Source organism: Olivibacter sp. LS-1, from assembly GCF_008245145.1.
Classification (GTDB): domain Bacteria; phylum Bacteroidota; class Bacteroidia; order Sphingobacteriales; family Sphingobacteriaceae; genus Olivibacter; species Olivibacter oleidegradans.
On record NZ_CP041643.1, the window covers coordinates 4,022,073 to 4,047,950 of the forward strand.

At 40.2% G+C, this 25,878-nt stretch carries 22 protein-coding genes; 8 read left to right on the top strand and 14 right to left on the bottom strand.

Annotated elements, in window-relative coordinates; genetic code table 11:
• Window positions 1-14 precede the first annotated feature (14 nt).
• The 7 genes from ggt to FKG96_RS16620 all read right to left on the bottom strand — a co-directional run bounded on the left by ggt (window position 15) and on the right by FKG96_RS16620 (window position 9,788).
• Window positions 15-1,721 (bottom strand): gamma-glutamyltransferase, encoded by a 1,707-nt coding sequence (ggt, locus tag FKG96_RS16590; RefSeq protein WP_130855848.1) that lies wholly within the window; start codon window positions 1,719-1,721, stop codon window positions 15-17.
• 27 nt (window positions 1,722-1,748) lie between these two features.
• The gene (locus FKG96_RS16595) at window positions 1,749-2,753 is read right to left on the bottom strand and encodes an NAD(P)H-dependent glycerol-3-phosphate dehydrogenase (protein ID WP_041387583.1); all 1,005 of its coding nucleotides are present in this window, start codon (window positions 2,751-2,753) and stop codon (window positions 1,749-1,751) included.
• A gap of 188 nt (window positions 2,754-2,941) precedes the next feature.
• Entirely contained in the window at window positions 2,942-4,387 is a 1,446-nt protein-coding gene (locus FKG96_RS16600; RefSeq protein WP_242627176.1) for a RagB/SusD family nutrient uptake outer membrane protein, read from the bottom strand.
• A gap of 50 nt (window positions 4,388-4,437) precedes the next feature.
• Entirely contained in the window at window positions 4,438-7,503 is a 3,066-nt protein-coding gene (locus tag FKG96_RS16605) for a TonB-dependent receptor (protein WP_130855846.1), read from the bottom strand.
• Window positions 7,504-7,810: 307 nt separating this feature from the next.
• Complete coding sequence (gldC, locus tag FKG96_RS16610; protein WP_013667134.1) at window positions 7,811-8,161, bottom strand: gliding motility protein GldC; 351 nt, start codon at window positions 8,159-8,161, stop codon at window positions 7,811-7,813.
• Window positions 8,162-8,205: 44 nt separating this feature from the next.
• The gene (locus tag FKG96_RS16615) at window positions 8,206-8,463 is read right to left on the bottom strand and encodes a hypothetical protein (protein WP_130855845.1); all 258 of its coding nucleotides are present in this window, start codon (window positions 8,461-8,463) and stop codon (window positions 8,206-8,208) included.
• A complete protein-coding gene (locus FKG96_RS16620) occupies window positions 8,460-9,788 on the bottom strand; it encodes a DEAD/DEAH box helicase (protein ID WP_149105715.1) in 1,329 nt (442 codons plus the stop codon). Before FKG96_RS16620 ends, FKG96_RS16615 begins: the two co-directional genes overlap by 4 nt.
• A 93-nt stretch (window positions 9,789-9,881) precedes the next feature.
• On the opposite strand from FKG96_RS16620, the gene FKG96_RS16625 reads away from it, so the two are divergent.
• The 3 genes from FKG96_RS16625 to FKG96_RS16635 are packed head-to-tail and all read left to right on the top strand — an operon-like array spanning window position 9,882 to window position 13,843.
• Window positions 9,882-11,219: a dihydroorotase gene (locus tag FKG96_RS16625; RefSeq protein ID WP_130855843.1), complete on the top strand. Its 1,338-nt coding sequence runs from the start codon at window positions 9,882-9,884 to the stop codon at window positions 11,217-11,219.
• Between the two features lie 35 nt (window positions 11,220-11,254).
• Window positions 11,255-12,313 (top strand): LD-carboxypeptidase, encoded by a 1,059-nt coding sequence (locus tag FKG96_RS16630; protein WP_130855842.1) that lies wholly within the window; start codon window positions 11,255-11,257, stop codon window positions 12,311-12,313.
• Between the two features lie 42 nt (window positions 12,314-12,355).
• Window positions 12,356-13,843: a M14 family zinc carboxypeptidase gene (locus FKG96_RS16635; protein WP_130855841.1), complete on the top strand. Its 1,488-nt coding sequence runs from the start codon at window positions 12,356-12,358 to the stop codon at window positions 13,841-13,843.
• A 38-nt stretch (window positions 13,844-13,881) separates the two neighbouring features.
• Here the strand turns inward: FKG96_RS16635 and FKG96_RS16640 are convergent, their stop codons facing one another.
• Entirely contained in the window at window positions 13,882-15,072 is a 1,191-nt protein-coding gene (locus FKG96_RS16640) for a C40 family peptidase (protein WP_130855840.1), read from the bottom strand.
• 186 nt (window positions 15,073-15,258) lie between these two features.
• On the opposite strand from FKG96_RS16640, the gene FKG96_RS16645 reads away from it, so the two are divergent.
• Entirely contained in the window at window positions 15,259-16,278 is a 1,020-nt protein-coding gene (locus FKG96_RS16645; protein WP_013667141.1) for a N(4)-(beta-N-acetylglucosaminyl)-L-asparaginase, read from the top strand.
• A gap of 77 nt (window positions 16,279-16,355) precedes the next feature.
• Window positions 16,356-17,075, top strand: a complete 720-nt coding sequence (locus FKG96_RS16650; RefSeq protein WP_130855839.1) for a copper homeostasis protein CutC — start codon at window positions 16,356-16,358, stop codon at window positions 17,073-17,075.
• 58 nt (window positions 17,076-17,133) lie between these two features.
• On the opposite strand, the gene gap is transcribed toward FKG96_RS16650, so the two are convergent.
• From gap to pfkA, 3 genes are read right to left on the bottom strand one after another with little or no spacing between them, the layout of a single operon-like run.
• On the bottom strand, window positions 17,134-18,129 hold the full coding sequence (gap, locus tag FKG96_RS16655; protein ID WP_013667143.1) for a type I glyceraldehyde-3-phosphate dehydrogenase: 996 nt from the start codon (window positions 18,127-18,129) through the stop codon (window positions 17,134-17,136).
• A gap of 5 nt (window positions 18,130-18,134) precedes the next feature.
• Window positions 18,135-18,983 (bottom strand): hypothetical protein, encoded by an 849-nt coding sequence (locus FKG96_RS16660; protein ID WP_130855838.1) that lies wholly within the window; start codon window positions 18,981-18,983, stop codon window positions 18,135-18,137.
• A gap of 9 nt (window positions 18,984-18,992) precedes the next feature.
• Window positions 18,993-19,979: a 6-phosphofructokinase gene (gene pfkA, locus FKG96_RS16665; protein WP_130855837.1), complete on the bottom strand. Its 987-nt coding sequence runs from the start codon at window positions 19,977-19,979 to the stop codon at window positions 18,993-18,995.
• Between the two features lie 402 nt (window positions 19,980-20,381).
• On the opposite strand from pfkA, the gene FKG96_RS16670 reads away from it, so the two are divergent.
• Window positions 20,382-21,077 carry an NUDIX domain-containing protein gene (locus tag FKG96_RS16670; protein WP_013667146.1) on the top strand — a complete coding sequence of 232 codons (696 nt, stop codon included), beginning with the start codon at window positions 20,382-20,384 and terminating at the stop codon, window positions 21,075-21,077.
• A gap of 55 nt (window positions 21,078-21,132) precedes the next feature.
• Here FKG96_RS16670 and FKG96_RS16675 read toward each other — a convergent pair whose 3' ends face one another.
• The gene (locus FKG96_RS16675; RefSeq protein WP_013667147.1) at window positions 21,133-21,987 is read right to left on the bottom strand and encodes an N-acetylglucosamine kinase; all 855 of its coding nucleotides are present in this window, start codon (window positions 21,985-21,987) and stop codon (window positions 21,133-21,135) included.
• A 344-nt stretch (window positions 21,988-22,331) separates the two neighbouring features.
• Here FKG96_RS16675 and FKG96_RS16680 point away from each other — a divergent pair, with 344 nt between their 5' ends.
• Entirely contained in the window at window positions 22,332-22,937 is a 606-nt protein-coding gene (locus FKG96_RS16680; protein ID WP_130855836.1) for a riboflavin synthase, read from the top strand.
• A 29-nt stretch (window positions 22,938-22,966) separates the two neighbouring features.
• Here FKG96_RS16680 and FKG96_RS16685 read toward each other — a convergent pair whose 3' ends face one another.
• Complete coding sequence (locus FKG96_RS16685) at window positions 22,967-24,268, bottom strand: MFS transporter (protein ID WP_242627175.1); 1,302 nt, start codon at window positions 24,266-24,268, stop codon at window positions 22,967-22,969.
• A 117-nt stretch (window positions 24,269-24,385) separates the two neighbouring features.
• Entirely contained in the window at window positions 24,386-25,405 is a 1,020-nt protein-coding gene (locus FKG96_RS16690) for a LacI family DNA-binding transcriptional regulator (RefSeq protein WP_130855834.1), read from the bottom strand.
• Between the two features lie 166 nt (window positions 25,406-25,571).
• On the opposite strand from FKG96_RS16690, the gene FKG96_RS16695 reads away from it, so the two are divergent.
• Window positions 25,572-25,865, top strand: coding sequence for a hypothetical protein (locus FKG96_RS16695; RefSeq protein ID WP_013667151.1), 294 nt, complete (start codon window positions 25,572-25,574; stop codon window positions 25,863-25,865).
• Window positions 25,866-25,878 lie beyond the last annotated feature (13 nt).

A 25,878-nucleotide genomic window follows, 5' to 3' on the forward strand; every position in this document is an offset into this window, starting at 1 on the left:
TTCTTATTTTTAAGTTAATATCCAACGGCCTTATCGTCTCCTCTTGAATCGGCGCCTCCCATCAATGAGCCATCCGAACCTACCAAAATTGCATCCACCCTACCAATGCTACCTCTAGGCGTAAACTTATATCCTTTCTGCTCCAAACGAGTTCGGACAGCGTCTGTTATCGCGTTCTCTTCTACAAATACCTCATCCGGCATCCATTGATGATGAAAACGGGGTGCATCAACAGCCTGCTGCATTGTTTTATCGAATTCTATGACGTTTAAGATCGTTTGAAATACCGACGTTATAATAGTTGATCCGCCAGGTGTACCAAGAACCATAAAAAGCTTGTTATCTTTGGTTAAGATTGTCGGACTCATTGCACTTAACATTCGCTTTCCCGGTTCTATTGCATTTGCCTTTCCACCAAGAAGTCCATATAAATTGGGCACACCTGGTTTAATTGAGAAATCATCCATTTCATCATTTAATAAAAACCCTCCTTTTTGCACCACCACCTGTGAGCCATAGGCATTATTCAGGGTAGTCGTTATGGATACCGCGTTCCCTTCTTTGTCAACAATTGAAAAGTGCGTCGTTTGTTCACTCTCATGATGTTGAGGGCTTCCTGCTTTGATGGCGCTGCTAGGGGTAGCCCGATTAAAATTCATGTCTCGCATTCTTCCAAGCTGATAATTGGAATCCAACAGCCCCTTAATTGGTACTGGGTAAAAATCGATGTCTCCTAAATGTTCCGCGCGGTCCGCATAAACCCTCCGCTCAGCTTCCACCATCACTTGAATTGTCGAATCTTGTTGGAAGCCCCACCTGCTCAACGGATAGGGTTCAACTGATTTGAGCAAGGACACTAAAGCAATACCGCCACTAGATGAAGGCGGCATCGACACAACTTGGTAACCTTTATAATTTCCTATAATCGGTTCGCGCCATTTAGCTTGATAGCGTTTTAAATCCTCATAACTAATAATTCCGTTACCGCGCTTCATTTCCTCCAAAATCAAAAAAGCCGTCCGACCCTCGTAAAAACCGGCACGACCTTTCTCCTTAATTGCGGTAAGTGTCCGGGCTAAATCCTTTTGCACTAAAAGATCGCCTCCTTTCCATTCGCTTTTTTTATTAATAAGCGCCGTTCCCATTGGATTGAACCGCTGAAAAGCTTCCTTTCTTGCATTCAGCTCCTCCGCTTGCATAGCTGTAAGGGGGAAACCTTTTCTCGCTAAATCTATTGCTGGCTGAAGCAAATCCTTCCAAGCCAATTTAGCATATTTTTCGTGGGCTTTAACCATTCCATCCACGGTTCCCGGAACCCCTACTGATAACTGTCCATCTAAACTTAAACGCTCGATTGGATTGCCTTCGGGGTCTAAATACATATCTCGTGTCGCTTTGCCGGGAGCTGTTTCCCTAAAATCCAAAGCGGCAAATTCGTTTTTGGCAGAACGATACACCATAAACCCGCCTCCACCGATATTCCCGGCATTGGGGTAAACGACGGCTAGGGCAAATTGTACTGCAATGGCAGCATCAACCGCGTTTCCACCTTTCTTCAGTATATTCAAACCAACTTCTGAAGCTATCGGGTGAGCAGAAACTACCATACCATTCCTATATCCTGAAACTGCATCCTGTGCAACGACAATATGATGGGTTGGAAGTAAAAAGCACAGCAACAAACAACTGAATCTGCCGATTGATCGTAAATAGGTGTTCATAATAAGTCTTATATGATTGGTTAATAATTAGGTTAATTGTTCAGATAAAAGTCTCATTTCGATATGAGGTGAATGTTTTTCGTACAAAATGGCATATACGGCTCTACAAATGGGCATATCTACCTGATATGTTTTATTAATTTGGTGAATACATTTTGATGCATAATATCCTTCCGCCACCATGTTCATCTCCAGTTGAGCAGATCTAACAGTATAGCCCTTTCCAATCATATTCCCAAAAGTTCTGTTTCGGCTGAATTGTGAGTATGCCGTTACAAGCAGGTCACCCAAATAAGCGGATTCATTGATATCTCGGTTAATCGGATGTACTTTTGCCAAAAAGCGAGCCATCTCACGAATAGCGTTGGAAATAAGAACCGCTTGGAAATTATCACCGTACCCCACGCCATGACATATGCCACTGGCAACGGCATAAATATTTTTCAAAACAGCTCCATACTCGGTTCCATATATATCATCGGATTGAATCGTCTTAATATAACGCGTATTGAGCATAGACGAAAAAACAGAAGCCGTATGTGGAGACGCAGAGGCAATAGTTAGATAAGAAAGCTTTTCCAAGGAGACTTCCTCCGCATGACAGGGTCCGCTAATGACAGCAATGCGATCCAAGGGAACGTCGAATCGACTCTGTAAATAGTCGCCAATTATCTGATTTTCTTCCGGAACAATGCCTTTGATAGCGCTTATAATATATTTACCTTGCAATAGCTCTGCTGAAACTGTCGAAAGTGCATCCTTCAGGAACGCCGCAGGTATACTTAAGATCAAGAGATCGCAAGATTTGATAACAGCAGACAATTTGGTTGTTATCTGGTCCGAAGGGATTTTAATTTCTACAGCACTAAGGTAATTTGGATTATGATGGTATTCTCTAATGTAGGATGCAGCTTCCTTGTTTCGCATCCACCAGAAAATGTCTTTTTCCACTTCGTTATCGCTTAACATCTTAATGATGGCTGTCGCCCAGCTACCCCCTCCTATTACGGCTACTTTCTTTTTTCTTTCCATGCGTGTACCAACTCTGCTAAAGTAGGCCAAATTAAGGATTTTTTTACATTACTACTACATGGATTCTTTTTTAGAACTATTACGCCATGTAAACCAAAAGTCTAGGATCGCTCCCAGACTTTGGTTTACTGTAATAACAAGTGTTATACTTGCCCAACAAGATAATAAGACAAATAGACGAGCAACTGTCAATACCCGGGGTTATTTTCCGTTATACCCTGATTGTAGTTTAATTCAGCTAATGGAATCGGCCATAAATAATGTTTATCAGCAATGGCTACACCTTTATTCTTTTGAAGTATCTCTGCTGCTTTACCTGTGCGTTTCAAATCAAACCAACGCTTTCCCTCAAACTGAAATTCATAGGCCCTTTCTTGTAGGATGGAGTCTATCAACGTTTCAGGAGAAAATGACCCAATTTGATAATCGATGTCAGAAGCTGTATTTATTTCTCTTCCATAAGCACGTCTTTTAACTTGATTTAATGCATCCAGCGCCTCGGCTGTGACGCCATTCACCCGTGCCTCTGCTTCAGCAAATAACAGTAATACTTCAGCATAACGATATACGGGAAAATCATTAATTGCCCCGTATTCATTTGCAGCTGCGGGGTCAATGAACTTTTTTTGAAGAACGGTTCCTTCTCCTAGACCGATATTCATTGGATACCACGATTGTTTACGTAAATCCAAGTCACTCCATTCCTTATAAAAATTATTATTAACATTGGAATATTGGGCATAAGCACCTTTTCCACCCCCTTTCATGAAATACCCTGTTTCCGGATGGTTGATAATAAATGGATAATAATTTCCCTGACCTTCTCTTGTATATTTGAAATGAAAAACTTCTTCATCTGTTACGCCTACTCCTGCTCCAAAAATACGTTCGAAGTCATCAACTTGTTGTATAGGAACAAGGGAGAAAAGACCGGATTGCACAAGCTCCAATGCTTTATCTCTTGCCTCCTGATATTTATTGTTGGTTAATAGGTAATCACTTAGCACCGTCTTTGCCATCCATTTAGTAGGCCTTCCCGGCTGTGCAGCATTATCTTCAGGGAGGTAACTTTCTGCAAACCGTAAATCAGCATCAATCAAAGCATAAACTTCCTCAACCGAGCTTCTTGGCACATCCTTTTCTTCCATATTACTTTCAATACGTAACGGTACGCCTCCCCAATTACGAACTAAATGAAAATAGCACCAGGCACGCATGAACTTTGCTTCTGCAACATACCTGTTCTTTTCTTCATCATTCATTGCATTACCCTCCGGTACGTGTCTAATGACAAGATTGGCATTTCGGATGGCCAGATAAAATGAATTCCAAAAATCGCCTACTCGATTGGTATTCGTAGCATCTAAGCCACTAAAATCATTAAACTGCGCCCAACTTCCTCTTCCGTAGGCATAATCGCTATGGCATTCCAAGGTAGCATTATAAGAAGCGATGCCCTGCGCTCCTAAACGAATTGGGGGGAAAATCGCATTGACGGCTGCCTCGGCCTCGGCAGCTGTATTATAAAAGGTTTCTTCCAAGATCGACCGTGGTTCCTGATCCAATTCTTTGCTGCAACTCGATAGCGTAAAAAATACGACTATTAGCCATATCCCCAGGCTGTGATGCTTCATCGTATATATTAATTGAGCGTTGTGTATCATATTCTTAAAGTCTTTTTTTGTTAGAAACCAGCTTTCACACCGAATGTATAGGTTTTAGCGATCGGATAACTTAGGTAATCAGAACCACTGGAAGGCATCTCCGGGTCATACCATGAATAATTGGTTAATGTGAGCAGATTTTGCCCACTCACGTAAACCTGTAAACGCTTAAGCCACCCGAGATTAAACTTCTCTACAGGTAAATTATAAGCTAGCTGGATATTCCTTAATCGTAAGAAGGAACCGTCTTCAACCCATCTATCAGACACACGTGCATTAACGGTATTGCTGATTACCGGATACTTTGCGTTTGGATTCTCGGGAGTCCAATGATTATTCAGCACATCACGCACCATATTCAGTCCGGAAACATAATCCACGGTGCTGCCAATTGAGCTGGCGTTGAAAATGTCATTACCGGTCATCCCTTGTATAAAAAAGGTAAAATCAAAGTTTTTATAAGACATGGAGGAGTTCAACCCATAAATAAAATCCGGATTCGGGTTGCCTATTACCGTTCGGTCTGCGTTACTGATCGATCCGTCACCATTTAAATCTTTATACTTTATCTGGCCTTTTTCATCATATCCATCTTCTAGATAACCAAAAAACAAGCCCCTTTGTAAACCTTCTCGTAAAATGGTTCTGGAATCACTTACCACATTCATCTTCAGTTCATCGCCAAATATATCGGCTCCTGCATATAATTTTAAGACTTTGCTTCTGTTAAATGCAATATTAGCAGTAACATCCCATTTAAAATCGCCCTTGAAAATGTTAGCATTCAGGCCTAATTCAACACCGCTATTACGTATTTGTCCCACATTCTGAAAGGTCGTTGCGTATCCCATTGAAGTGGGCAGTGGAACAGCATTTAATAAATCTTTTGTAGTTTTGCGGTAGTAATCTGCCGTAAAAACAAGCCGATTATCTAAAACACCAAAATCAAGTCCCGCATCGATCTGCTCAGTCGTTTCCCATTTTAAATCCCTATTTGGAAGATCAGTCTCAGGTGCAAAAGCTAAGTGCAAATCTTGTCCGAAAACAGTATATCCGCCAGCTAATGGATTAAACGTCGGATAAAAATCTTCAATCTGTGTACCTGTTTTACCCCAGCTTACCCGCAATTTAAGGTCAGATATCCAATTGTGATCTTTCATAAAATCCTCCTGCGAGACTCGCCATGCAAAAGCGCCGGACGGGAAATAACCCCAGCGACTGTCCGTACGGTACCGAGACGACCCATCGGCACGAAAGCTTACCGTAAAAAGATACTTATCATCCAATGTGTAGTTTACTCTTGCCAAATAAGACAGCAAAGTTGATTTATTATAACCTGATGCAGGCACTAAAGGCACCAAAGCGCCGCCTAAATTATCCCATCCGCTTACATTACTAATGAATCCCTGGCCGCTTCCCATCACGTAGCTATTTATAAAATCCTGATAAGTTACACCCGCTAACGCGGAGAAATTGTGTCGCTCATTCCAAATCTTATTATAGTTTGCGGTTAGTTCAACCAATCTACTTTGTTCATTATTAGCCGTAATTTTTGCTTCACCCGTTGAGCCTTGATACCGGTTTGTGCGATACATATTTTCGCGATCATCTCGATTCTCAATACCGGTTAAGAGTTTAATATTGATGTCTGATATAGGTTTGTAAGTAACGGCTGCATTCGCAAGCACTAAATTTGCTTCCGTTTTGTTTGTTTCTTCGTTTATCCAATTCAATGGATTTATAATATCCGGTGCTGCGATATTGAAGGCGTTTGAGAGCAATCTGTACCCCCCATTATCGTCGTATGGCGTTAATGCAGGAGGTGCCCCTAAAATTGATGATATCAATGAATTACCCCTTGCTCCACCATTACTGTCTTTTCTTCCCGTGATTAATCTACTTAACGTAGCATTAGCATCAACTGTTAGCTTGTCACTAATCTGATGTTGAATACTTCCACGTAAAGAATATCGATCATAATCGCTTCCTTTGATAATTCCGTCTTGTGCAAGCACACTACCACCGACTGAAAATTGCGTACGTTCATTTCCACCGCCAATATTGAGTGAGGTGCTTTTTATCGGTGCTGAACGGAAAATAAAATCTTGCCAATCGAACGATGGTAAATTATTAATTTGTTCTTGCGTAAAATAAGGGGTAACTCCATCATTTGCAGCACGTAGGTTATAAAACGTGGCGTATTCAGGTCCGGTCATCAAATCCAGTTTTTTTCGGATTTGCTGTATGCCGTAATTAGCTTCAAAATCTACCTGTGTTGCACTTCCCGTACCTTCAACTCCGCCTTGTTTTGTTGTGATAATTACTACACCGTTGGCCCCCCGCGAACCATATATTGCTGTCGCGGATGCATCTTTCAGTATTTCCATACTTTCTATGTCCGCGTTATTTAGGATAGTCGGATTGCTCCCCGATAAGGGAAAACCATCCACGACGTATAAGGGCTCGTTGCTTCCTAAGATGGAATTGGCTCCCCTAATACGTACGGACATAGCAGGCCCAGGTGCGCCGGAACCCTGATAAACTTGCACGCCAGGTGCCCGGCCTGATAACGATTGCAATGCATTACTTGTTGGAAAAGCATTGATTTCAGTAGCTTTTACCTGCGCCACGGAACCGGTCAAATCTCGTTTTTTTACCGAACCATAACCAATAACAACTACCTCTTCCAACGCTTCCTGCTCTGCTCTAAGGACAACATCAACTTCTTTTCTCTTTCCAATGCGTTCTTCCTTACTTCCGTAACCGGTGTAAGAAAACACAAGTATCGTATTACCGCCAACAGTGGCTTTGTAGCGGCCGTTCGGATCGGTTGTGGTGCCGGTGTTGGGTTTTCCCTTTACCATTACCGAAACGCCCGGAAGTGCATTTCCTTGTTCATCCCTCACAATTCCGGTTATCGTGTCTTGTGTTTTTGTGTTGGTCGTATCGCCGGGAATGGTCGGAGTTGGAATCTCTTGTGCTTGAGACAGCTTTATAAATAACACATCGGCAACTAACAAAAAAGCAATCAGTATACTGATGTATTTAAACGATTGCATTAAATAAAATAAGAGTCTAACCACCATAACAGAAGGCTTAATAAATAACGATTAATAATGCAGGGTATGTAACAATTGTCTGTCCACTCTAAGGAGTCGTAGCATATTACTAACGGCTCATCAGCCTTTCTTTTATAGCAATGAGGGTTAAAAACGCTATTTATGAAAAGCTGAAGCGTCAAATACACAATTTGATTATTTAATCAGAAATTTGCAATTGAAGACAGCCAATATTGCTTACATAATTATGGCATGTGGAATGAGAAGGATACTTTGTAGAGAAAGAGAAACAACTAGTTCACTTTATTGAACTAGTTGTTTCTTTTTGAAAACGTTATTTTTGAGCTTGTACTACTTCCATTTTTTCAGCAAAATGGGCGCAATAGTCGCGTAAATCTCCTATTACGGCTTCCGCTAAAGGATCGCTGCCCGCAGCTCTCAAAAATGAGTCGCCCATAGTATGCAAGGTTTCATAAAAGAAACGTTTCATTTCATCAAGAGGCATGTCCTTTGTCCACAAATCAATACGTAGCGCATTTTTGTAATGATGGTCCCAAAGTGCTAGAAACATTGCCTTGGTTGGTAATGCTTCTTTGTTTTCTCCTTCTGTCGACTCCCAGGTTATATTTTCAGGAATATTAGCGTCATCTAATTCAATTGTTAATTTTATTTCTGCTTTTCTCACTTTATATTATTTTAGTTTATTCATTATCTATTAATAGCTCTACATCAAAAAGAGCCTTGATTTTCTATTAGCCATATCACCAAGATGGTAAAAACAACAAAGCCCATTTCAACAAGCCAAATACGTCTGATTCGTTGAAAAAAAAGACGAAAAAACTGGTCCGCAATGATCAGTATAACAATTAATAGTATGCCAAGCGCAATTCTCTTCCAAGCCAATTGATCAACAATTACACTCCACACCCCCGAAACAGCGAGCAAGGCACATACAATATTGAGCGGAGTCAAACGGAGATTCTTCATCTTTTACGTTTCATATTGCCTTTTGTTGCCCTTTTACTTGCCGTTTTGCTTTTACCGGCTTTATTCACCTTTTTGTTCGCCGCTTTCTTTTCGTGGAACGCCCCTTTGAATTCGGGATTCTCTTTCCGCTTTTGCATATCAATTTCCCTAGCCTGAGCTTGTTTTTCCTCAAAATGAGTCTTTTCTATAAGCACCTCGGCGGGTAGTTCAGATACAGGAATTTGCTGGCGAATAAGTTTTTCAATCTTCGCAATATAGTACGCTTCCGCTGGCGTACACATACTAATGGCAATGCCCGATTTCGTTGCTCGGCCTGTACGACCAATGCGATGTACATAGTCCTCTATAACAATTGGGATATCAAAATTAATAACGTGGCTTACATCGCTTACATCCAACCCTCTGGCAGCTACATCTGTCGCAACAAGTATTCTTACAGATCCCTCTTTGAAGGCGTTGATAGAGTTGATTCGCGTATTTTGTCCCTTATTGGCATGAATCACCCGCACTTCATCTTCGCCATATTTTCTAGATAAAAAATGATATATATTGTCAGCGATCGTTTTCGTTTTACTGAAGATGATGAGCCGGTGAAAATCTTCATCATTTTTTAGTAAATATTGCAAGAGATTAATTTTCGTTTTTGTATTCGGCACAAAGTATAATTGCTGGCTTACCGTGTTTGCCGGCGTAGCTTGTGGCGACACCTCTACTATAGTTGGAAAAGCCAAAAAATCACCGGCAATTTTATGAACTAGCTCACTCATTGTTGCAGAAAAGAGCAAATTTTGTCTTTTTCTAGGAACAACTTCAAGAATCCTGTGGATTTTTCCGATAAATCCCATATCCATCATTTTGTCCGCTTCATCCATCACGAGCAACTTGATTTGCTTCGTATTAATGTGCTCAGCTAGGTATAGATCCAAAAACCTTCCCGGAGTAGCCACAAGAATATCCACCCCTTTCTCAAGTGCTTCTATTTGCTGCTTAGGCCCTAGTCCACCGTAAAGAACTACGGTACGCAAATCCGTATACTTAGCGAACAATTGTATATTCTCTTCAATTTGCATTGCTAATTCCCTTGTCGGCGATAAGATCAATGCTCTCGGGTCTGATCCCTGGGCATATTTGAGCTTCATAATTATGGGCAATACGTAAGCGGCCGTCTTTCCTGTACCCGTTTGAGCAATACCCATCACGTCCTGCCCGGCAAGTATTGGAGTAATCGCCTTTTGTTGAATAGCCGTAGGCTCTTTATATTTCGCGTCAGCTATTGCGTTCAGTATTTGCCTGTTAAACTTAAAGTCCTCAAATGATTTGTGCATAGCCTGCAAAGATAGAGAATTGATTGGATTGGATAAAATTGTTTATGAAGCCAATTTTGCCTAAGTTTGACTTATCATACTGAACAAAATACTATGTCATCCATTTTAATCAAGGCCGCTACCATTGTAAACGAAGGAACTACTCAGATCGCTGATTTATATATAAACCATGGTATAATAGAAATGATTTCGTCGGAGATTAACCACCCGGCCGATCACATAATTCGTGCGGAGGGTTTACATCTTTTTCCAGGCCTAATCGACGATCAAGTCCATTTTCGAGAACCTGGTTTGACACACAAAGCAGATATATGGCATGAAAGCAGGGCCGCCGTTGCCGGTGGTACTACCAGCTTTATGGAAATGCCCAACACGGTTCCAAATACGTTGACTCAGGGGTTGTTAGCAGACAAATATAGAATAGCATCAAAAAACTCGTTGGCAAATTATTCCTTTTTTATGGGAGCTGCTAATGACAATTTGGAGGAAGTATTAAAAACCAATCCCAAAGATGTCTGTGGTATCAAAGTCTTTATGGGATCATCAACCGGAAATATGCTTGTTGATAACCAAAAGACCTTAGAGGCTATCTTTAGAAATGCACCTATCCTTATTGCAACACATTGCGAAGATGAAGCTACAATACGGCAGAATTTAACAAATTTCAAGAATCAGTATGGCGATAAACTTACGCCGGATATGCATCCTTTGATACGATCTGCCGAAGCTTGTTATTTATCATCTTCAAGCGCAGTAGCACTTGCGGAGAAGTTTGGTACTCGATTACATATTTTACATATTTCGACCGCAAAGGAAACGCACCTGTTTAGAAACGATATACCGCTTAAAGAAAAAAGAATAACGGCAGAAGCATGCATTCATCATTTGTGGTTTAACGATCAGGACTATAAAACGAAGGGCAATTTCATCAAATGGAACCCTGCGGTAAAAACGAAGGAAGACCAAAGAGAAATTCTACGGGCGGTGTTGGACGGAAGACTAGACGTAATAGCTACCGATCATGCGCCACATACGCTGGAAGAAAAATCCAAGCCGTATATCGACGCGCCATCAGGAGGACCTTTAGTACAGCATGCACTCCAAGCCCTCCTTGACTTATACCATGAAGGAAAGCTAACGCTAACGGATATTGCTTGGAAAACCGCTCATAATACGGCAATTTGTTTCCAGGTTGAAAATAGAGGTTTTATTCGTGAAGGTTATTTCGCAGATCTTGTATTAGTTGATCTAAACAAGCCATATACTGTTAGTTCATCCAACATCCTATCAAAATGTGGTTGGTCGCCGTTTGATGGATATACATTTAAATCCTCGATTACACATACGATTGTCTCTGGAAATCTGGCTTTTGAAAATGAAAAAATTGTGAGCAACGAACCGGGGAAACGCCTATTATTTGAAAGAGATTAGCTAATTCAGGTAAATTCAATCACAACCATTAGGCAATGGATAGACGAACTCTTTTGCGTTTCATGGGAACTGGCATAGCATATGTCACATCGGCGAATTTGAACCTGCCTACGGTGCAGGCTGCCAAGAAAAACATGCCTAAGATAGCCCCGATTTATCCTGAAAAATTAAAACCTGGCGATACTATTGGTATCATTTCTCCCTCGTCGGCTATTGATGGAAACTTGCCATTTATGCTAGCACAAGAGACATTCGAAGCCCTGGGATTTAAAGTTAAATGGGGTAAACATACCCATGATCGCTTCGGCCATCTTGCAGGGAATGATAAACAAAAATTGGATGACTTGCATGATATGTTCGAAGATACGCGGGTTAAAGCTATAGTTTGCATGCGTGGAGGTTCAGGCGCTGCGAGGTTGTTAGATAAAATAGATTACAATCTAATAAGACACCATCCTAAAATATTTTTGGGATATAGTGACATTACAGCTTTACACGCTGCTATACACAGTCAAACAGGTTTGATAACTTTTCATGGCCCGGTAGGATCGAGTTCCTGGCCGACCCTAGTCGTGGAGCAGTTCCGAGATATTTTCTTTAACGGCATCCCCCCACTCTACCGCAATCCATTGAACAAAGGTGACGATCTTATTCCAAGGCAAAACCGTATCCAAACAATTGTCCCCGGTATTGCCAAAGGCAAATTATTAGGTGGAAATCTTACCGTTTTGACCAGTATTGCCGGTTCAAAATATTATCCAGATTTTGATAATAGCATTTTATTTTTGGAAGATGTATCAGAAGAACCATATCGAGTTGAACGCATGTTTTGTCAGCTGAAGCTAAACGGTACACTCGATAAAATCAAAGGTTTTATTTTTGGAAAATGCACAGATTGCTCGCCTAGTGGTGGTTATGGCTCATTGACACTCGATCAAATTTTAGAAGATTATATTAAACCACTTCGTATACCCGCTTATCAGGGTGCACTAATTGGTCATATTCGCGAGCAGTTTATTCTTCCTGTCGGCGCAGAAGTTACGATGAACGCAAATGAAGGCACATTTCTTGTTGAAGGGAAGATGGTTTCTTAAAATGAATTAGGTCTGTGGTTATTTCTCACAATCCCGTGCAATATGAAGTTAATTAAAATCGTATTCTTTGCTTTACTTACAATAAGCGCCTGTCAGCGCGAAAAATCCAGCTTTAACAACAAAAAAAACTATAGTCCCGATACCGCTATGTTAGCAACTGCTTTTGAAACTTTTAAAGAAAAAAATCTTACGCATCGTCGATTTAAACACGCAGATATAGAGCCTTTGATATTAAAACGAGAAGAGAGTAAGCTTTTTGAAATAAGTAAGTTAGGCCAATCCGTACAAAAAAGAACGCTTTATCAGCTGAAATATGGCTCAGGAAATAAACGAGTGATGCTATGGTCACAAATGCACGGTAACGAAAGTACCGCTACCATGGCGCTATTTGATCTCTTTAATTTTTTGGAGGGTAGAAATGACCAATTTGATTCCGTTCGAAATCTGCTGAACAAAGAAACAACATTGTACTTTCTACCCATGATCAATCCCGATGGTGCTGAAATTTTTAACCGCAGAAATGCGTTGGACATCGATTTAAATCGAGATGCCCGCGAAACCGCGAGCCCGGAGGCTCGCATACTAAAACATGCTGCCGAAGTTAACAAACCGGCATTCGGCTTTAATTTGCATGATCAACATATTTATTACAACGTTCCGGGCACGCCAAATCCAGCGACAATATCGTTCTTGGCACCAGCTTATAATCATGAAAAAGACATTAATGATGTAAGGGGCCGAGCGATGCAACTTATTGTGGGAATGAATAAAATCTTACAGCAATACATCCCCAATGGTGTGGCTAAATACGATGACACACATGAACCCCGCGGTTTCGGCGACAATTTTCAGAAATGGGGAGCCAGCACGGTGCTTATCGAATCGGGAGGTTATAAAAATGATCCCGAAAAGCAATATATCCGAAAGCTAAACTTTTTGATTATTTTAAACGCCTTGATTGAGATCGCACAAGAAAGTTATACCCAGTATGAACAAAAGGCTTATCAAGATATTCCTGAAAATGCGACTAAACTATGTGATCTATTAATAAGGAATATCCAAGCTGAGCGAGACTCGGTAACCTATCCGATTGATCTAGCGATTAAAAGAGACGAATTGAATGCACCGGACAGCGCATTTTATATACGAGGTAGAATTGACGATGTAGGTGACCTGAAAGATAGTTACGGCTATGAGGAGTTGGATGCGAAAGGGCTTAGTTTTATGAAAGGGAAATTGTATCCGACAGCAATAAATCATCCCAACGAACTCACAAAGGAAAAGGTTATCGGATTATTGCGAGCAGGTTACATTGCTGTTCAAGTTAAAAACGTAGCGAATAATAAACACTATAAATGGCCGCTTCTTTTAACCGGTAACGGAACAATTTATGGCAACAGTCCAACGCTCGGAAGTCAGGCGAATTTTTTTCTTGCTAAAGAGGGTGAACCTAAGTATGCCATTGTAAATGGTTATTTGGTTGACTTGTCGAAAGAGCTGGATGAAAACTTTAAAAATTATATTCAATAATGAGGAAACAGACTGGAAGAAACGAGGTGTCAATCGAACTATTTCACCTTCTTTATGCCCTCTATTTCCCGGTTTGCTAAATAGCGACGCGCTGCTACTACCGTTCGACTTTCAAAATCATCATAATTGGAGGCTCCGGGCACCATACTGTTGATCCTCACCTTGCCTGCGGCGTGGATGAAGCTACCATCGCCTATATATAATGCCACATGGGTTACCTTGGCATTTGAGCTTCTATGCTTTCCTCCAGCAAAAAATAGGAGATCGCCCGGTTTTAAATTGTTAAGTGCTTTGGATAAATCAAGTTTATCATTCGTTAAAATATTAATGGGCTCTCCTACTAAGACTTGTTGTGAAGCGTCTCTCGGAATGATAAAACCATTCATTAAATAGGCTGTCTTTGTAAATCCACTGCAATCAACTCCTTTTATCGATGTTCCTCCCCATAGATAAGGCACACCAATCATTGTTTTTGCAATTCCCAGAACTGCATCTGCTGATGGGTTAAGCCCGTGTCTCCAATCTTCATAATCCAGCGCTATTGCCTTATCGATATAACCACGTCTGCCGTCGGGAAAAATGACTTTAAAAAAATCCTTGAACTCACCCTCTTTTACCAATATATTTCCCATCACTATATCAGAAACTCGCAAAGACCTTTTATCCAGATCACTGTAGACATGCCCGTAGTCGCCTACAATTATTACTTTTTCCTTTCTATTCCAATCATCTATTTCAGGCTTCGTTTTTAACGAAATAGCAGCTTCATCTAGCCAGCTAATATAGCCATCGATCGTTCGCACTAGATAGTACCCCTCCTTCTTTCTCAATACATCAACCGGCCAACCGAGCAGTGCTTGACTGGCCATTTCCGCAGCATTTTTGGGGACCGTACGCATATTACCTACAGAAACATTTATTACACCAAAAGTAGTATCTTGCAGCGCCGCGTCCGGCAAAGTATTAATGAATAAAGGCTGGTTTATATTGGCAGTTTGGTATTGTTCACGAAAATAGGCGGCTGCTACGTTGCTGCTCGTTTCAAGTACACATCTTCCTAAAGAATCGGTATAAGCTTCAAAAACAACTGTCCTTTTATCCAATGCATATTTACTGCGTGTGAGCTCTATTAAGTGTACAATTCTTTCTTCTAGGGGCAAATTCTGCTGTGCATTTAACCGCGAACAAAGCCCTAAAGCGAATATAACAAGAATCGTGATCCTTTTCATATAATTCAGATGGAGGTATTAGGTACTAAATTAACGTATATGTCAAGAAGAGCAAATTATCTTTGCATAATTTTTATATAAAAATGCAAAATAACGCATTTTGCGCAACGATTTCTTTTGCATGTCACTTACTTGCCGTTTTTCTAAAGAGTTTTTTTATGTTTGCATCGATATAAATAAACTAGAATGATCAATCGAAGAAAGTTCATTCGTCAAGGCATTATCGGAACTGTTGCCTTGGGAATTAAGAACGAAACATATGGACATCCACTCTCGTTTTCCGCAAAATCTTCCAAGCCTATTGTCATCTCCACCTGGGATTTTGGGATTGCAGCCAATCAAGCTGCATGGCAAATATTAAAAGAAGGAGGACGTGCATTAGATGCCGTCGAAGCTGGTGTAAAAGTGCCGGAAGCCGATCTTAAAAATGTTACCGTTGGCAAAGGCGGTTATCCTGATCGCGATGGACACGTGACATTAGACGCATGCATTATGGATGAGAATGGCAATTGCGGGGCCGTGTTAGCTATGGAGCATATTACACACGCCATTTCAGTCGCCAGGTTGGTAATGGAAAAGACTCCACATGTAATGCTTGCAGGTGATGGTGCGCTTCAATTTGCATTGGAAAACGGTTTTAAGAAGGAAAACCTTTTGACAAAAGAATCAGAGAAAGCTTGGAAAGAATGGTTAAAAAAAGCTGAGTACAAGCCGATTATGAATATTGAAAATCAGCATTTTTCGCCAAATAAATTACCAGGTAATCAATATAATCACGACACAATTGGTATGCTAGCTTTGGATAACCGTGGCAACCTTAGCGGTGCCTGCACCACAAGTGGAATGGCTTTTAAAATGCATGGCCGGGTGGGTGACAGTCCCATTATTGGCGCCGGCTTGTATGTAGATAACGAAATAGGTGCTGCTACTTCTACGGGCGTGGGTGAAGAAGTGGTCAGAACCGTTGGAAGCTTTCTGGTTGTTGAATTAATGCGCCAAGGTTATTCACCGGAAGATGCCTGCAAGGAAGCCGTTCAGCGCATTGTAAAGAAAAAACCCGCGAAAGCGAAGGAAATCCAAGTTGGCTTCTTAGCCATGAATAAGCAAGGTGAATATGGCGCCTATGCCCTACAACAAGGATTTTCGTTTGCCGTGTGTAATGAAGAACAACAAGACTTACTTATTAAAGGGAAAAGTATATACTAAATAACGTTTTCGTGTTATGAGTTTTGAAGCCTAGCTTCTTCCGCCAACAACTGATGACTAATAACCAACAACTACATATGACACTCGAAATATGTGCAAACTCACTTGCATCCGCTTTGTCCGCGCAACTTGGCGGTGCCCAACGCATCGAGCTTTGTGAGAATTTAAATGAAGGCGGAACAACACCTTCCTATGGAACCATAAAAAGCGTTCGCAAGCTGCTTAAAATAAAGGTATATGTACTGGTTAGACCACGTGCAGGAGACTTCTTTTATTCTGATGATGAATTTACCGTCATGAAAGAAGATATCGCTATATGCAAACAGCTTGGCTGCGATGGTATAGTGATTGGTCTACTAGATCAAGATGGGAATGTAGACATCGAGCGAACGAAAGAATTGGTTAAACTAGCCTCTCCAATGGGTGTTACCTTCCATCGCGCCTTCGACTGCAGCAATGATGGTTTAAAAGCGCTAGAAGATATTATAGAATGTGGCTGCGAACGTATATTGACATCGGGTATGGAAAATACTGCGACAGAAGGAACTGCATTCTTAAAGACCTTAGTTGAAAAGGCAGGTGATAGAATCGTCATTATGCCTGGTTCGGGCATTAATGAACAAAACATTACAGAATTAAAAAAATCGACCAATGCTAAAGAATTCCATACATCAGCAAAAGAACCTATTCCAAGTAAAATGATCTATCACAACATGGCAATAACCAATATGGGCGATACGATCGAGGTAAGTAATGAGCATAAAATTAGGAAGATAGTAGCGATGTTAAATAGCTAAAACGTTAAGTAGGCATATAGTTGATTTAACTATTTACCTACTTAACTACTTAACAATTTTACAATTTGCCAATTTCCTGAACCAAGTCGATCAGTTTATTGGAATATCCCCATTCATTATCGTACCAGGAAACGACTTTTACAAAATTATCGTTCAAAGCAATACCTGCTTTTGCATCGAAAATAGAGGTTCTTGCATCCCCTTTAAAGTCTTCTGAAACAACGTCATCTTCAGTGTATCCTAGAATACCTTTTAATTCGCCTTCTGATGCGTCTTTGAAAGCTTGCTTAATTTCTTCGTATGTAGCTGGTTTCTCTAAACGAGCTGTTAAATCCACTACCGATACATCAGGAACAGGAACGCGGAAAGACATACCCGTTAATTTACCTTTGATTGAAGGGATAACCAAGCCTACCGCCTTAGCAGCACCTGTTGAAGAAGGGATGATATTCTGATAAGCACCACGTCCTCCTCTCCAGTCTTTTACGGAAGGGCCATCCACCGTTTTTTGGGTAGCTGTTACAGCATGTACGGTGCTCATCAAACCTTCAACGATTCCCCATTTGTCGTGCAACACTTTTACAAGCGGAGCCAAACAATTGGTAGTACAAGACGCGTTTGAAACGATATGTTGATCAGGTCTTAGTTCTTTATGATTTACACCCATGACAAATGTAGGCGTGTCGTCTTTAGCGGGAGCTGACATTACCACTTTCTTAGCACCGGCATCAATATGTTTTTGAGCAGTTTCTTGCGTTAGGAACAAACCTGTTGATTCAACAATTACCTCGGCGCCTACATCTCCCCATTTCAAATTTGCAGGATCTTTTTCGGCTGTTACACGAATAGTTTTTCCATTAACGATTAAATTTCCATCTTTTGCCTCTACCGTTCCATCAAAACGACCATGTGTAGAATCGTATTTTAACATATAGGCCATGTATTCCGGATCAACTAAATCGTTGATACCAACAACTTCTATACCTTCACGGTTTATAGCAGCCCTAAATGCAAGACGTCCTATACGTCCAAATCCATTAATTCCAATTTTCATTTTAACTAATTTTTATTTAAATAATAATTTAAAAGATTCTGAATCGGCTCTTTGATAACCACTCCCACTTCCATGCCATGATTATTAGCTACTTGCCTTAACCAGGGCTCATAACCGGCAGCCACACTTCCGGTAAAATTTATTTTCGGATAATGATACCGCTCTTTCAACGGAACAAAATACGTTTCAAACAATAAATTGAAACCCTCCATCACCATATTATGAACGAATTCATGACTTTTTTGTTCTGCAACAAAGTCGGCAAAGGAGCTTAGAAATAATGCAGCATTTGGATTCCTGTAAACTTTATCCATAATTTGCTTCCGATCAAGAGGATAATAGCTGGTGAACTTATTCTCGAGATCAATGGGTAAAGTTTCGGATAAATAATTTCGCAGAAGATATCTGCCCATCCAATTTGCCGAACCCTCGTCTGCCAAAATATAGCCTAGCCCGTAGTTAGTCTCGTAAATTCTTTTGCCATCATAATAGGCAGCATTGGAGCCACTGCCTAATATCCCTACAAGCGCCTGCTCATTGCCTCCCGTAGCGAGGGCAGCTGCCAGCATATCGTGCTCAACAAGCACTTTGCTATAGCGGAAAAATTCCTTAAAGGCATTGTAAACCGTCTCCTTACGCTCATCAGAAGAGGCACCTGCACCGAAGAAATAAATCTTCTTTATTTTTTCAGCGTAGTTTATCAGACTGTTGTTCTTGTTCAAAACCTGGCTTATGTACCGCTCATCATTATGATAAGGATTAATACCCATAGTTTTAAACCCGGCAACAACCTTACCCTTATCGGCTAATCGCCAATCAGCAAATCTCGAACCACTGTACACTACGGCAATCATCTTAATTGACTAAATCGCTAAAACATTCATCATTTCGATCATATCATCGGCTAATTTAAATTCCTTGCTTCGGAGCGCAACCTCCAAAGGGGTTGTCACAATATCATTTCCCCGCAAACCAACCATTATCCTTGTCTCACCTCTTAATAGCCTTTTAACGGCTGCAAAGCCCAGCCGGCTGGCCAATACACGGTCAAAGCTGCTCGGAGAGCCGCCCCTTTGCAAATGGCCTAATATGGTAACTTTGGTATCATAAAAATCGAACTTTTCCTGAACCCTTTTAGCTACATTATATGCCCCTCCATTTTTATCACCTTCAGCAACAATTACAATGGTAGAAGTTTTCTTGTCTTTCGCAGCATTTTCCAATTTTTGAATAAGCTCGTCAATACCTGTTTCCTTCTCAGGTAACAAAATGGCCTCAGCACCTCCTGCAATACCGCAGTTTAAGGCAATGCAGCCCGAATCGCGTCCCATTACCTCAATAAAAAACAAACGATCATGAGAAGCCGCTGTATCACGGATCTTATCTATTGCATCAATCACCGTGTTGTTAGCTGTATCATATCCCAAGGTAAAGTCGGATCCGTATAAATCATTGTCTATAGTACCTGGTACGCCAACAACCGGAATATCATACTCCCTGGAGAACACTTCGGCCCCGGTAAAAGTTCCATCTCCTCCAATAGCTACCAAAGCATCAATTCCCTGTGCTCTTATATTATCATAGGCCTTTTTACGTCCTTCAGGTGTTCTAAAGTCCAAGCAACGTGCTGTTTTTAAAATAGTACCTCCCAGTTGAAGAATATTACTGACCGAACGACTATTCATATCGATGATATTCCCATCGATCATTCCTTGATATCCATGCAATATACCACTTACTTTTTTGCCTTCATAAATGGCGGTACGAACTACCGCCCGAATACATGCGTTCATCCCTGGAGCATCTCCCCCTGAAGTAAATACGCCTATACGTTTGATTGAATTGTCCACTGTAAATAATCTATATAGGTTTCACTTGAATTTAACTTTCATTATGAATTGAAGAAACACATCCGCATTGCTCATTAAAATATAGCGTTAGCGTGCGTATTAGGTTGCTTCACTTCACATCAAAGCACGAATATAAGGTGTATTTCTTACACTATTGCTATTTATTTGTATTTTTTTTTACTTTTTCGCATCAGCTTTTATTCTTTCGTTACGAACATTCTAAAAATACTAAAAACGTAGCGGAAGTGGATAAGTTTTTTGCTTTTATAGTTTTCTTCCATAATTTTGAGTTTATTTGCCTAAAGTACCTAACGTTTTGAAATTAGCAATCAATTGCTCAATTTTATGGGCGTCTATGGAACTGAGAATTGGATATTTAATTGAACCTTAAAAAACAGAATTTTGCAATCAAACTTACCACATCTACAATCTATATTTACGGCTGACTGTGTTATTTTTGGTTTTAACGAAGGTGAGCTGAAAGTCCTTTTAATTGAAAGAAATGAATATCCTTTCAAAGATTGGTGGGGACTTCCGGGTTTTTTTGTTGAACACAATGAAACGATCGATGATGCAGTTAAACGTATTTTACTGGAACACACGGGGTTAAAGGGAATATATATGGAACAGCTCTATACCTTCGGTGACCTAAAAAGACACCCTCAAGGAAGAATCATAACGGTGGCATACTATGCTATGTTGCGATTGGAAGCTGTCAACCTCAATCTGAAGCCGTCCACCAACTACGTGAGAAAAGCGCAGTGGCACCCCCTTAACAACCTGCCTGAACTTGCTTTCGACCACCGAAATATAATAGAAAAAAGCATAGAAAAAATACGGCGTAAAGTCAGTCACAGTCCGATAGCTTTTGAACTGCTTCCTGAAAAATTCACGCTTACCCAATTGCAACAACTGTATGAAGCTATTTGGGACAAAAAACTAGATAAAAGAAATTTCAGAAAGAAGATGCTTAAATACAATGTCTTAAAAGAATTGGATGAAAAGCAAAAAGGGGTTTCCTATCGTGCCGCCAAACTGTACAAATTTGATAAGCGAAAATACAATAAGATCTTTAAAAATGAGTTGAACTTTTCTTAAAAAAGTAAAGGGTCTTTAGAAACCCTTTACTTTTTATAGACTATGCCAAGTTTAACTAAGCATTAATTTTCTCTTGATGAAACTTCACCAGGTCATCGATCGGTGACCGAACAATTCTGCCAAACTCCATACCAAACTCATGTGCCGTCTCCTCCAAGACATTCCGGAAGTTATAAGCTACGGAGCCGATACAGTTAAATGAATATTTTTGATAGTCAGGATAATGAACAACTAAATTCTTAAAGAAATCTTCAAAAGAGCTCTTTACCAATCCTCGTGAATATTCGATATTGATCATGATATCGTAAACGAACTTACTAAAGCTCGCGCAGAATCGATTCGCCAGTGGCTTGGTGTAAACAGCGTCCATTACATCATCCGGCGTAAGCTTAAATGTTTCCCAAAAAACTTCTCTTACATCACTTGGCATGTAGCCGCGTACATAATCTGTTAAAAGTTTTTTTCCAATATAGCATCCGCTGCCCTCATCACCCAATATATAGGCTGCAGAATCAATATTCTGAACGATGTCTTTTCCATCATAAATACAGGTATTGGTTCCTGTTCCTAAAATGGCAGCAAATCCAGCTTTGTCTTTTAACAAAGCCCTGGCAGCTGCTAACAAATCGTGTCCTACAAATACTTCCGATCGACTAAATACTTGTTTGATAGCCATTGCAACAATAGCCGCTTTTTCTTCGTTGTGAACCCCCGCACCGTAATAGTTGACCTCTCTTACTTCACTGAACGGCAAATCTTTTGGAAGCCCCTTTTTCAAAGAACTTACAATGTAATCGCTCGATACAAAATAAGGATTATACCCTTCAGTGTTAAAATAGATTTTTTTACCGGAGTCATTGATCAGGCACCAATTCGTTTTGGTTGAACCGCCATCTGCAATAATGATCATGTTATTGGTTTTAGTTAATATTGATTTATATCATTTTCTAATTTAAAAAATTTCTCTCAAGCAAGCGTTCAAAAACAAAATACGCTGCAAAACCTGAAAATCGTGGCACAAAATACACCTTTCAGGATATTATTACAAGTAAATACAGAAAAATTAATACACAATTTTATTATACCGTTTATACAATTGGTATAAAAACAGCATTAATAACACTGAAAAACTTGTTTTTGTATCTCCATATTTATGGTAATATATAGTGTACTTTTTACAATTAGCTACTTCATGACACCGAATTGTTTTAGGATATCAAATGGAAATGTACCTTTGTTAAAAAAACCGGAAACATGTTTACAGGCATTATCGAAACATTGGGAATTGTAAAAAATATAAAACGAGAGGACACAAACTTGCATCTAACGATAGCTTCCGATATTTCAGATGATTTTAAGATAGATCAAAGTGTATCTCATAACGGGGTGTGCCTTACGGTGGTGGCTCTTAGTCCTGGCCGTCACACCGTGACCGCTATTCAGGAAACGTTAACAAAAAGCAATTTTGATGAAGTAAAAGAAGGTGACAAATTAAATTTGGAGCGGTGTACATTAGTTGGAAGTCGTTTAGACGGACATATCGTTCAAGGGCATGTAGACCAAACCGCCACTTGTATCCAAATTAAGGATGAGCTTGGGAGCTGGATATATACCTTTCAATATGATCCTTCTGTCGGAAATATCACAGTAGAAAAGGGCTCCATAGCGGTAAATGGAATAAGCTTAACCGTAGTGGATTCAAAAGAAGATAGGTTTTCGGTAGCAATCATACCCTATACGTTTGAGCATACATCTATGCATATGGTAAAAGTCGGTGATCGGGTTAACCTGGAATTTGATATTATTGGAAAATACGTAACGCGTTTAGTGTCGTTAGGGAGAATAACAGCGTCTGAATGAATAGCCTATGATAGGTGCCTTTTAGGTACTTAATCTTGTGCATTACCTTTAATCTTTAATACCGAAATAGCGGCAAACAACATAAAAAAACCTGCCAATATAAGTGCATAAACGGCCTTTCCATTAAACACATACTTTATGATATAACCGATACAAAGGCCGTTTATAATCTGTGGAAAAGTGATAAAGATGTTAAAAATACCCATATATACACCCATTTTATTAGCTGGTAAATTTGCAGAAAGAATGGCATAAGGCATAGCCAAAATGCTCGCCCACGCAATACCGATACCCAGCATGGGCAGGGTCAAAAGGTACGGATCGCGGATAAAAAAAATAGACAACAAAGCGAATCCTCCCAACGAAAGTGATATGGCATGGGTAGCGCTCTGTCCGAAATATTTAGCTATTCTTGGTAAAACTAATGCATAAAGGGCTGAAACTGCATTGTAAATACCGAATAACACACCAACCCAATTGCCGGCATTTGCAAAATCGATTGAGGACGAATCTCCTACTTTAACACTATAAACATGTTCTGCTATTGCAGGTGTACTAAAAACCCACATAGAGAATAATGCAAACCAAGAGAAAAATTGTACAAGGCCCAATTGTTTCATTGCTTTTGGCATCTGTTTTAAATCGTTCAGAATAGCCGTTAAACCTCTTATGTCTTTCTGATTGATAGTAGTTCTATTCTCGGATTTTTCGAAGGCATTCAGTTCTGCCGGTGTATACTCCTTTGTCGTCACCACCGTCCACATTACGCTCATCACCAGGATGAAAGCGCCTATATAGAACGAAAAGACTACATTGTCGGGAAGATGCCCTTCCGTTGCTAATTTAGAGACACCCAAGAACTCTGCTAACACATAGGGTAACCAGGAACCAACAACTGCGCCGACTCCAATAAGAAAACTTTGCACAGAAAAGCCTTTACTCCTTTGCTCATTGGGTAAATTATCGGCGACCAACGCCCTGAATGGTTCCATCGTCACATTAATGGAAGCATCCATTATCATTAACATACCCGCTCCTATTATCAACGGAGGTAAAATTGTTGTTAAAACCGCGGCGTTTGGCATCAATAATAGGGCAATAGCCGTTAATAACGCCCCGGTTAGAAAATAAGGACGCCTCCTGCCGAGCCTGCCCCACGTCCGATCGCTGTAATGCCCTACGAGTGGTTGCACAATCATACCGGTTAAAGGCGCGGCTAACCAGAATAAAGACAAATGTTCGACATCAGCACCAAAGGTTTGCAATATTCTGGAAGCGTTTCCGTTCTGAAGCGCAAAACCTATTTGGATTCCTAAGAAGCCTAAGCTCATATTAAATATTTGCAAAGTGCTGAGACGTGGTTTAGTTAGTTGATTCATGCTAGGGTAACGCAAACTAGGCAGTTTGGCTCTGTTTAAAGACCGATTGCTTTAGTATTAAACAAACACTTAGTTATTAACAACGGCAGTTGATTTTCGGGGAATAATAGTCGAAGGAAGAAGAATAACCTGCTTTTCCGTTACGGACTCCTTATTGCATAAAGCCTCAAATAAAATTTCTGCGGCGCGTTTGCCCATCTCGAAAGCTGGTTGCTTAATAGTACTTAAAGGAGGGTTCAGCATATCGGCAATTTCCAAGCAAGAAAAGCAAACCAGTTTAAAATCTGAAGGAATCTCCAATTTTACATCTGCGCAATATCGCAAAGTAGTCATTGCTAACCGCTCAACAGAGGCGAAAGCACCATCGGGTTTCATTTTCTCAAAAGATCGTTTAATAGATTTATATATTTCTTCCTTATCGTTTGTGCATTCAATAATCAACTCGTCCTCACATGGTAAACCGGCACTCTTTAGCGCGTCTAAATAACCCTGCATCCTGATCTTCCCGATAGATACATTCTTATTTACCACTAGGTAAGCAATCCGCTTACATCCGTTCATGATTAAATGGAGTGTTGCTTCATAGCTGCTCTCATAGTCGTTTCCCGTTACACAAGTAGCTTCTACGTCTTCATAGCAGCGGTCAAAAAAAACTAATGGAATCCCCCTTTCTTTCAACATATTTAAGTGAACATGTTTTAACCCCTCTCCTGACGCTGACATAACCACCCCCTCTACCCTTCCATTGCATAACGATCGGATAAATGTGGCCTCCTGTTTTACATCATCTTCTGTAACATAAATCAATGTATGGTAGCCATTACGTCTCGCTTGTTGCTCAATACCTTTGATCGCTTGCGAGAAAAAGTTATTATCAAATTCCGGAATGATGATGGCGATTGTTTTACTCTTTGATTCGCGCAGATTACTAGCATAAAGGTTAGGTGAATAACCTAATTCATCGGCCATGCGTAAAATACGCTCTTTAGTAAGCGGATTGATATCGCTATTATTTCGAAAGGCTCGGGAAACAGTCGAGGTAGATAAACCCAAAGCGGCTGCTAATTTTTTGATGTTTATTTGGCTCATTATTTATAATTCTATTAACAAACTTAGATAAAGCTGATCGTTATTCCAAGCTTACAAAGCATTGTAAACCAACTGCTTTGCTAATCTATCTTCTTATAATATGTTACTTGGACAAACAAATTAATTTTATTTCTTGTTAGTGATTAGGAAAACAAGAGCTTGAGATATGGATAAACTAAAAAAGTTTGAATTGATGGAAAAGATTGTCCGTCAATTAGAAGATTTGCGAAATAGCCAACAGGCTATTCTTGAAAAAATAAGTAACATTGAAGTAGAGAACATTGAAGTAGATGATAAAAGTCTTGAACAGATTCTTCCCGAAATCCATCAGCGCACAGCAGATAACCTGGATGCAGTCACAAGTTTAATGGAAGACTTCACTTCAAAAACCAGTGATTTTGGTGAAAAAAACAATGTGGCTCGACTAAGGGAACAGCAAGAAATCAACAATACTAAATAATATTCAAGCCGGG

Bases quoted from the DNA above. Each gene is read 5' to 3' on its own strand.
- ggt (WP_130855848.1), bottom strand. From the start codon at position 1,721: ATGAACACCTATTTACGATCAATCGGCAGATTCAGTTGTTTGTTGCTG.
- FKG96_RS16595 (WP_041387583.1), bottom strand. From the start codon at position 2,753: ATGGAAAGAAAAAAGAAAGTAGCCGTAATAGGAGGGGGTAGCTGGGCG.
- FKG96_RS16600 (WP_242627176.1), bottom strand. From the start codon at position 4,387: ATGAAGCATCACAGCCTGGGGATATGGCTAATAGTCGTATTTTTTACG.
- FKG96_RS16605 (WP_130855846.1), bottom strand. From the start codon at position 7,503: ATGGTGGTTAGACTCTTATTTTATTTAATGCAATCGTTTAAATACATC.
- FKG96_RS16615 (WP_130855845.1), bottom strand. From the start codon at position 8,463: ATGAAGAATCTCCGTTTGACTCCGCTCAATATTGTATGTGCCTTGCTC.
- FKG96_RS16620 (WP_149105715.1), bottom strand. From the start codon at position 9,788: ATGCACAAATCATTTGAGGACTTTAAGTTTAACAGGCAAATACTGAAC.
- FKG96_RS16625 (WP_130855843.1), top strand. From the start codon at position 9,882: ATGTCATCCATTTTAATCAAGGCCGCTACCATTGTAAACGAAGGAACT.
- FKG96_RS16630 (WP_130855842.1), top strand. From the start codon at position 11,255: ATGGATAGACGAACTCTTTTGCGTTTCATGGGAACTGGCATAGCATAT.
- FKG96_RS16635 (WP_130855841.1), top strand. From the start codon at position 12,356: ATGAAGTTAATTAAAATCGTATTCTTTGCTTTACTTACAATAAGCGCC.
- FKG96_RS16640 (WP_130855840.1), bottom strand. From the start codon at position 15,072: ATGAAAAGGATCACGATTCTTGTTATATTCGCTTTAGGGCTTTGTTCG.
- FKG96_RS16645 (WP_013667141.1), top strand. From the start codon at position 15,259: ATGATCAATCGAAGAAAGTTCATTCGTCAAGGCATTATCGGAACTGTT.
- FKG96_RS16650 (WP_130855839.1), top strand. From the start codon at position 16,356: ATGACACTCGAAATATGTGCAAACTCACTTGCATCCGCTTTGTCCGCG.
- gap (WP_013667143.1), bottom strand. From the start codon at position 18,129: ATGAAAATTGGAATTAATGGATTTGGACGTATAGGACGTCTTGCATTT.
- FKG96_RS16660 (WP_130855838.1), bottom strand. From the start codon at position 18,983: ATGATTGCCGTAGTGTACAGTGGTTCGAGATTTGCTGATTGGCGATTA.
- FKG96_RS16675 (WP_013667147.1), bottom strand. From the start codon at position 21,987: ATGATCATTATTGCAGATGGCGGTTCAACCAAAACGAATTGGTGCCTG.
- FKG96_RS16680 (WP_130855836.1), top strand. From the start codon at position 22,332: ATGTTTACAGGCATTATCGAAACATTGGGAATTGTAAAAAATATAAAA.
- FKG96_RS16685 (WP_242627175.1), bottom strand. From the start codon at position 24,268: ATGAGCTTAGGCTTCTTAGGAATCCAAATAGGTTTTGCGCTTCAGAAC.
- FKG96_RS16690 (WP_130855834.1), bottom strand. From the start codon at position 25,405: ATGAGCCAAATAAACATCAAAAAATTAGCAGCCGCTTTGGGTTTATCT.
- FKG96_RS16695 (WP_013667151.1), top strand. From the start codon at position 25,572: ATGGATAAACTAAAAAAGTTTGAATTGATGGAAAAGATTGTCCGTCAA.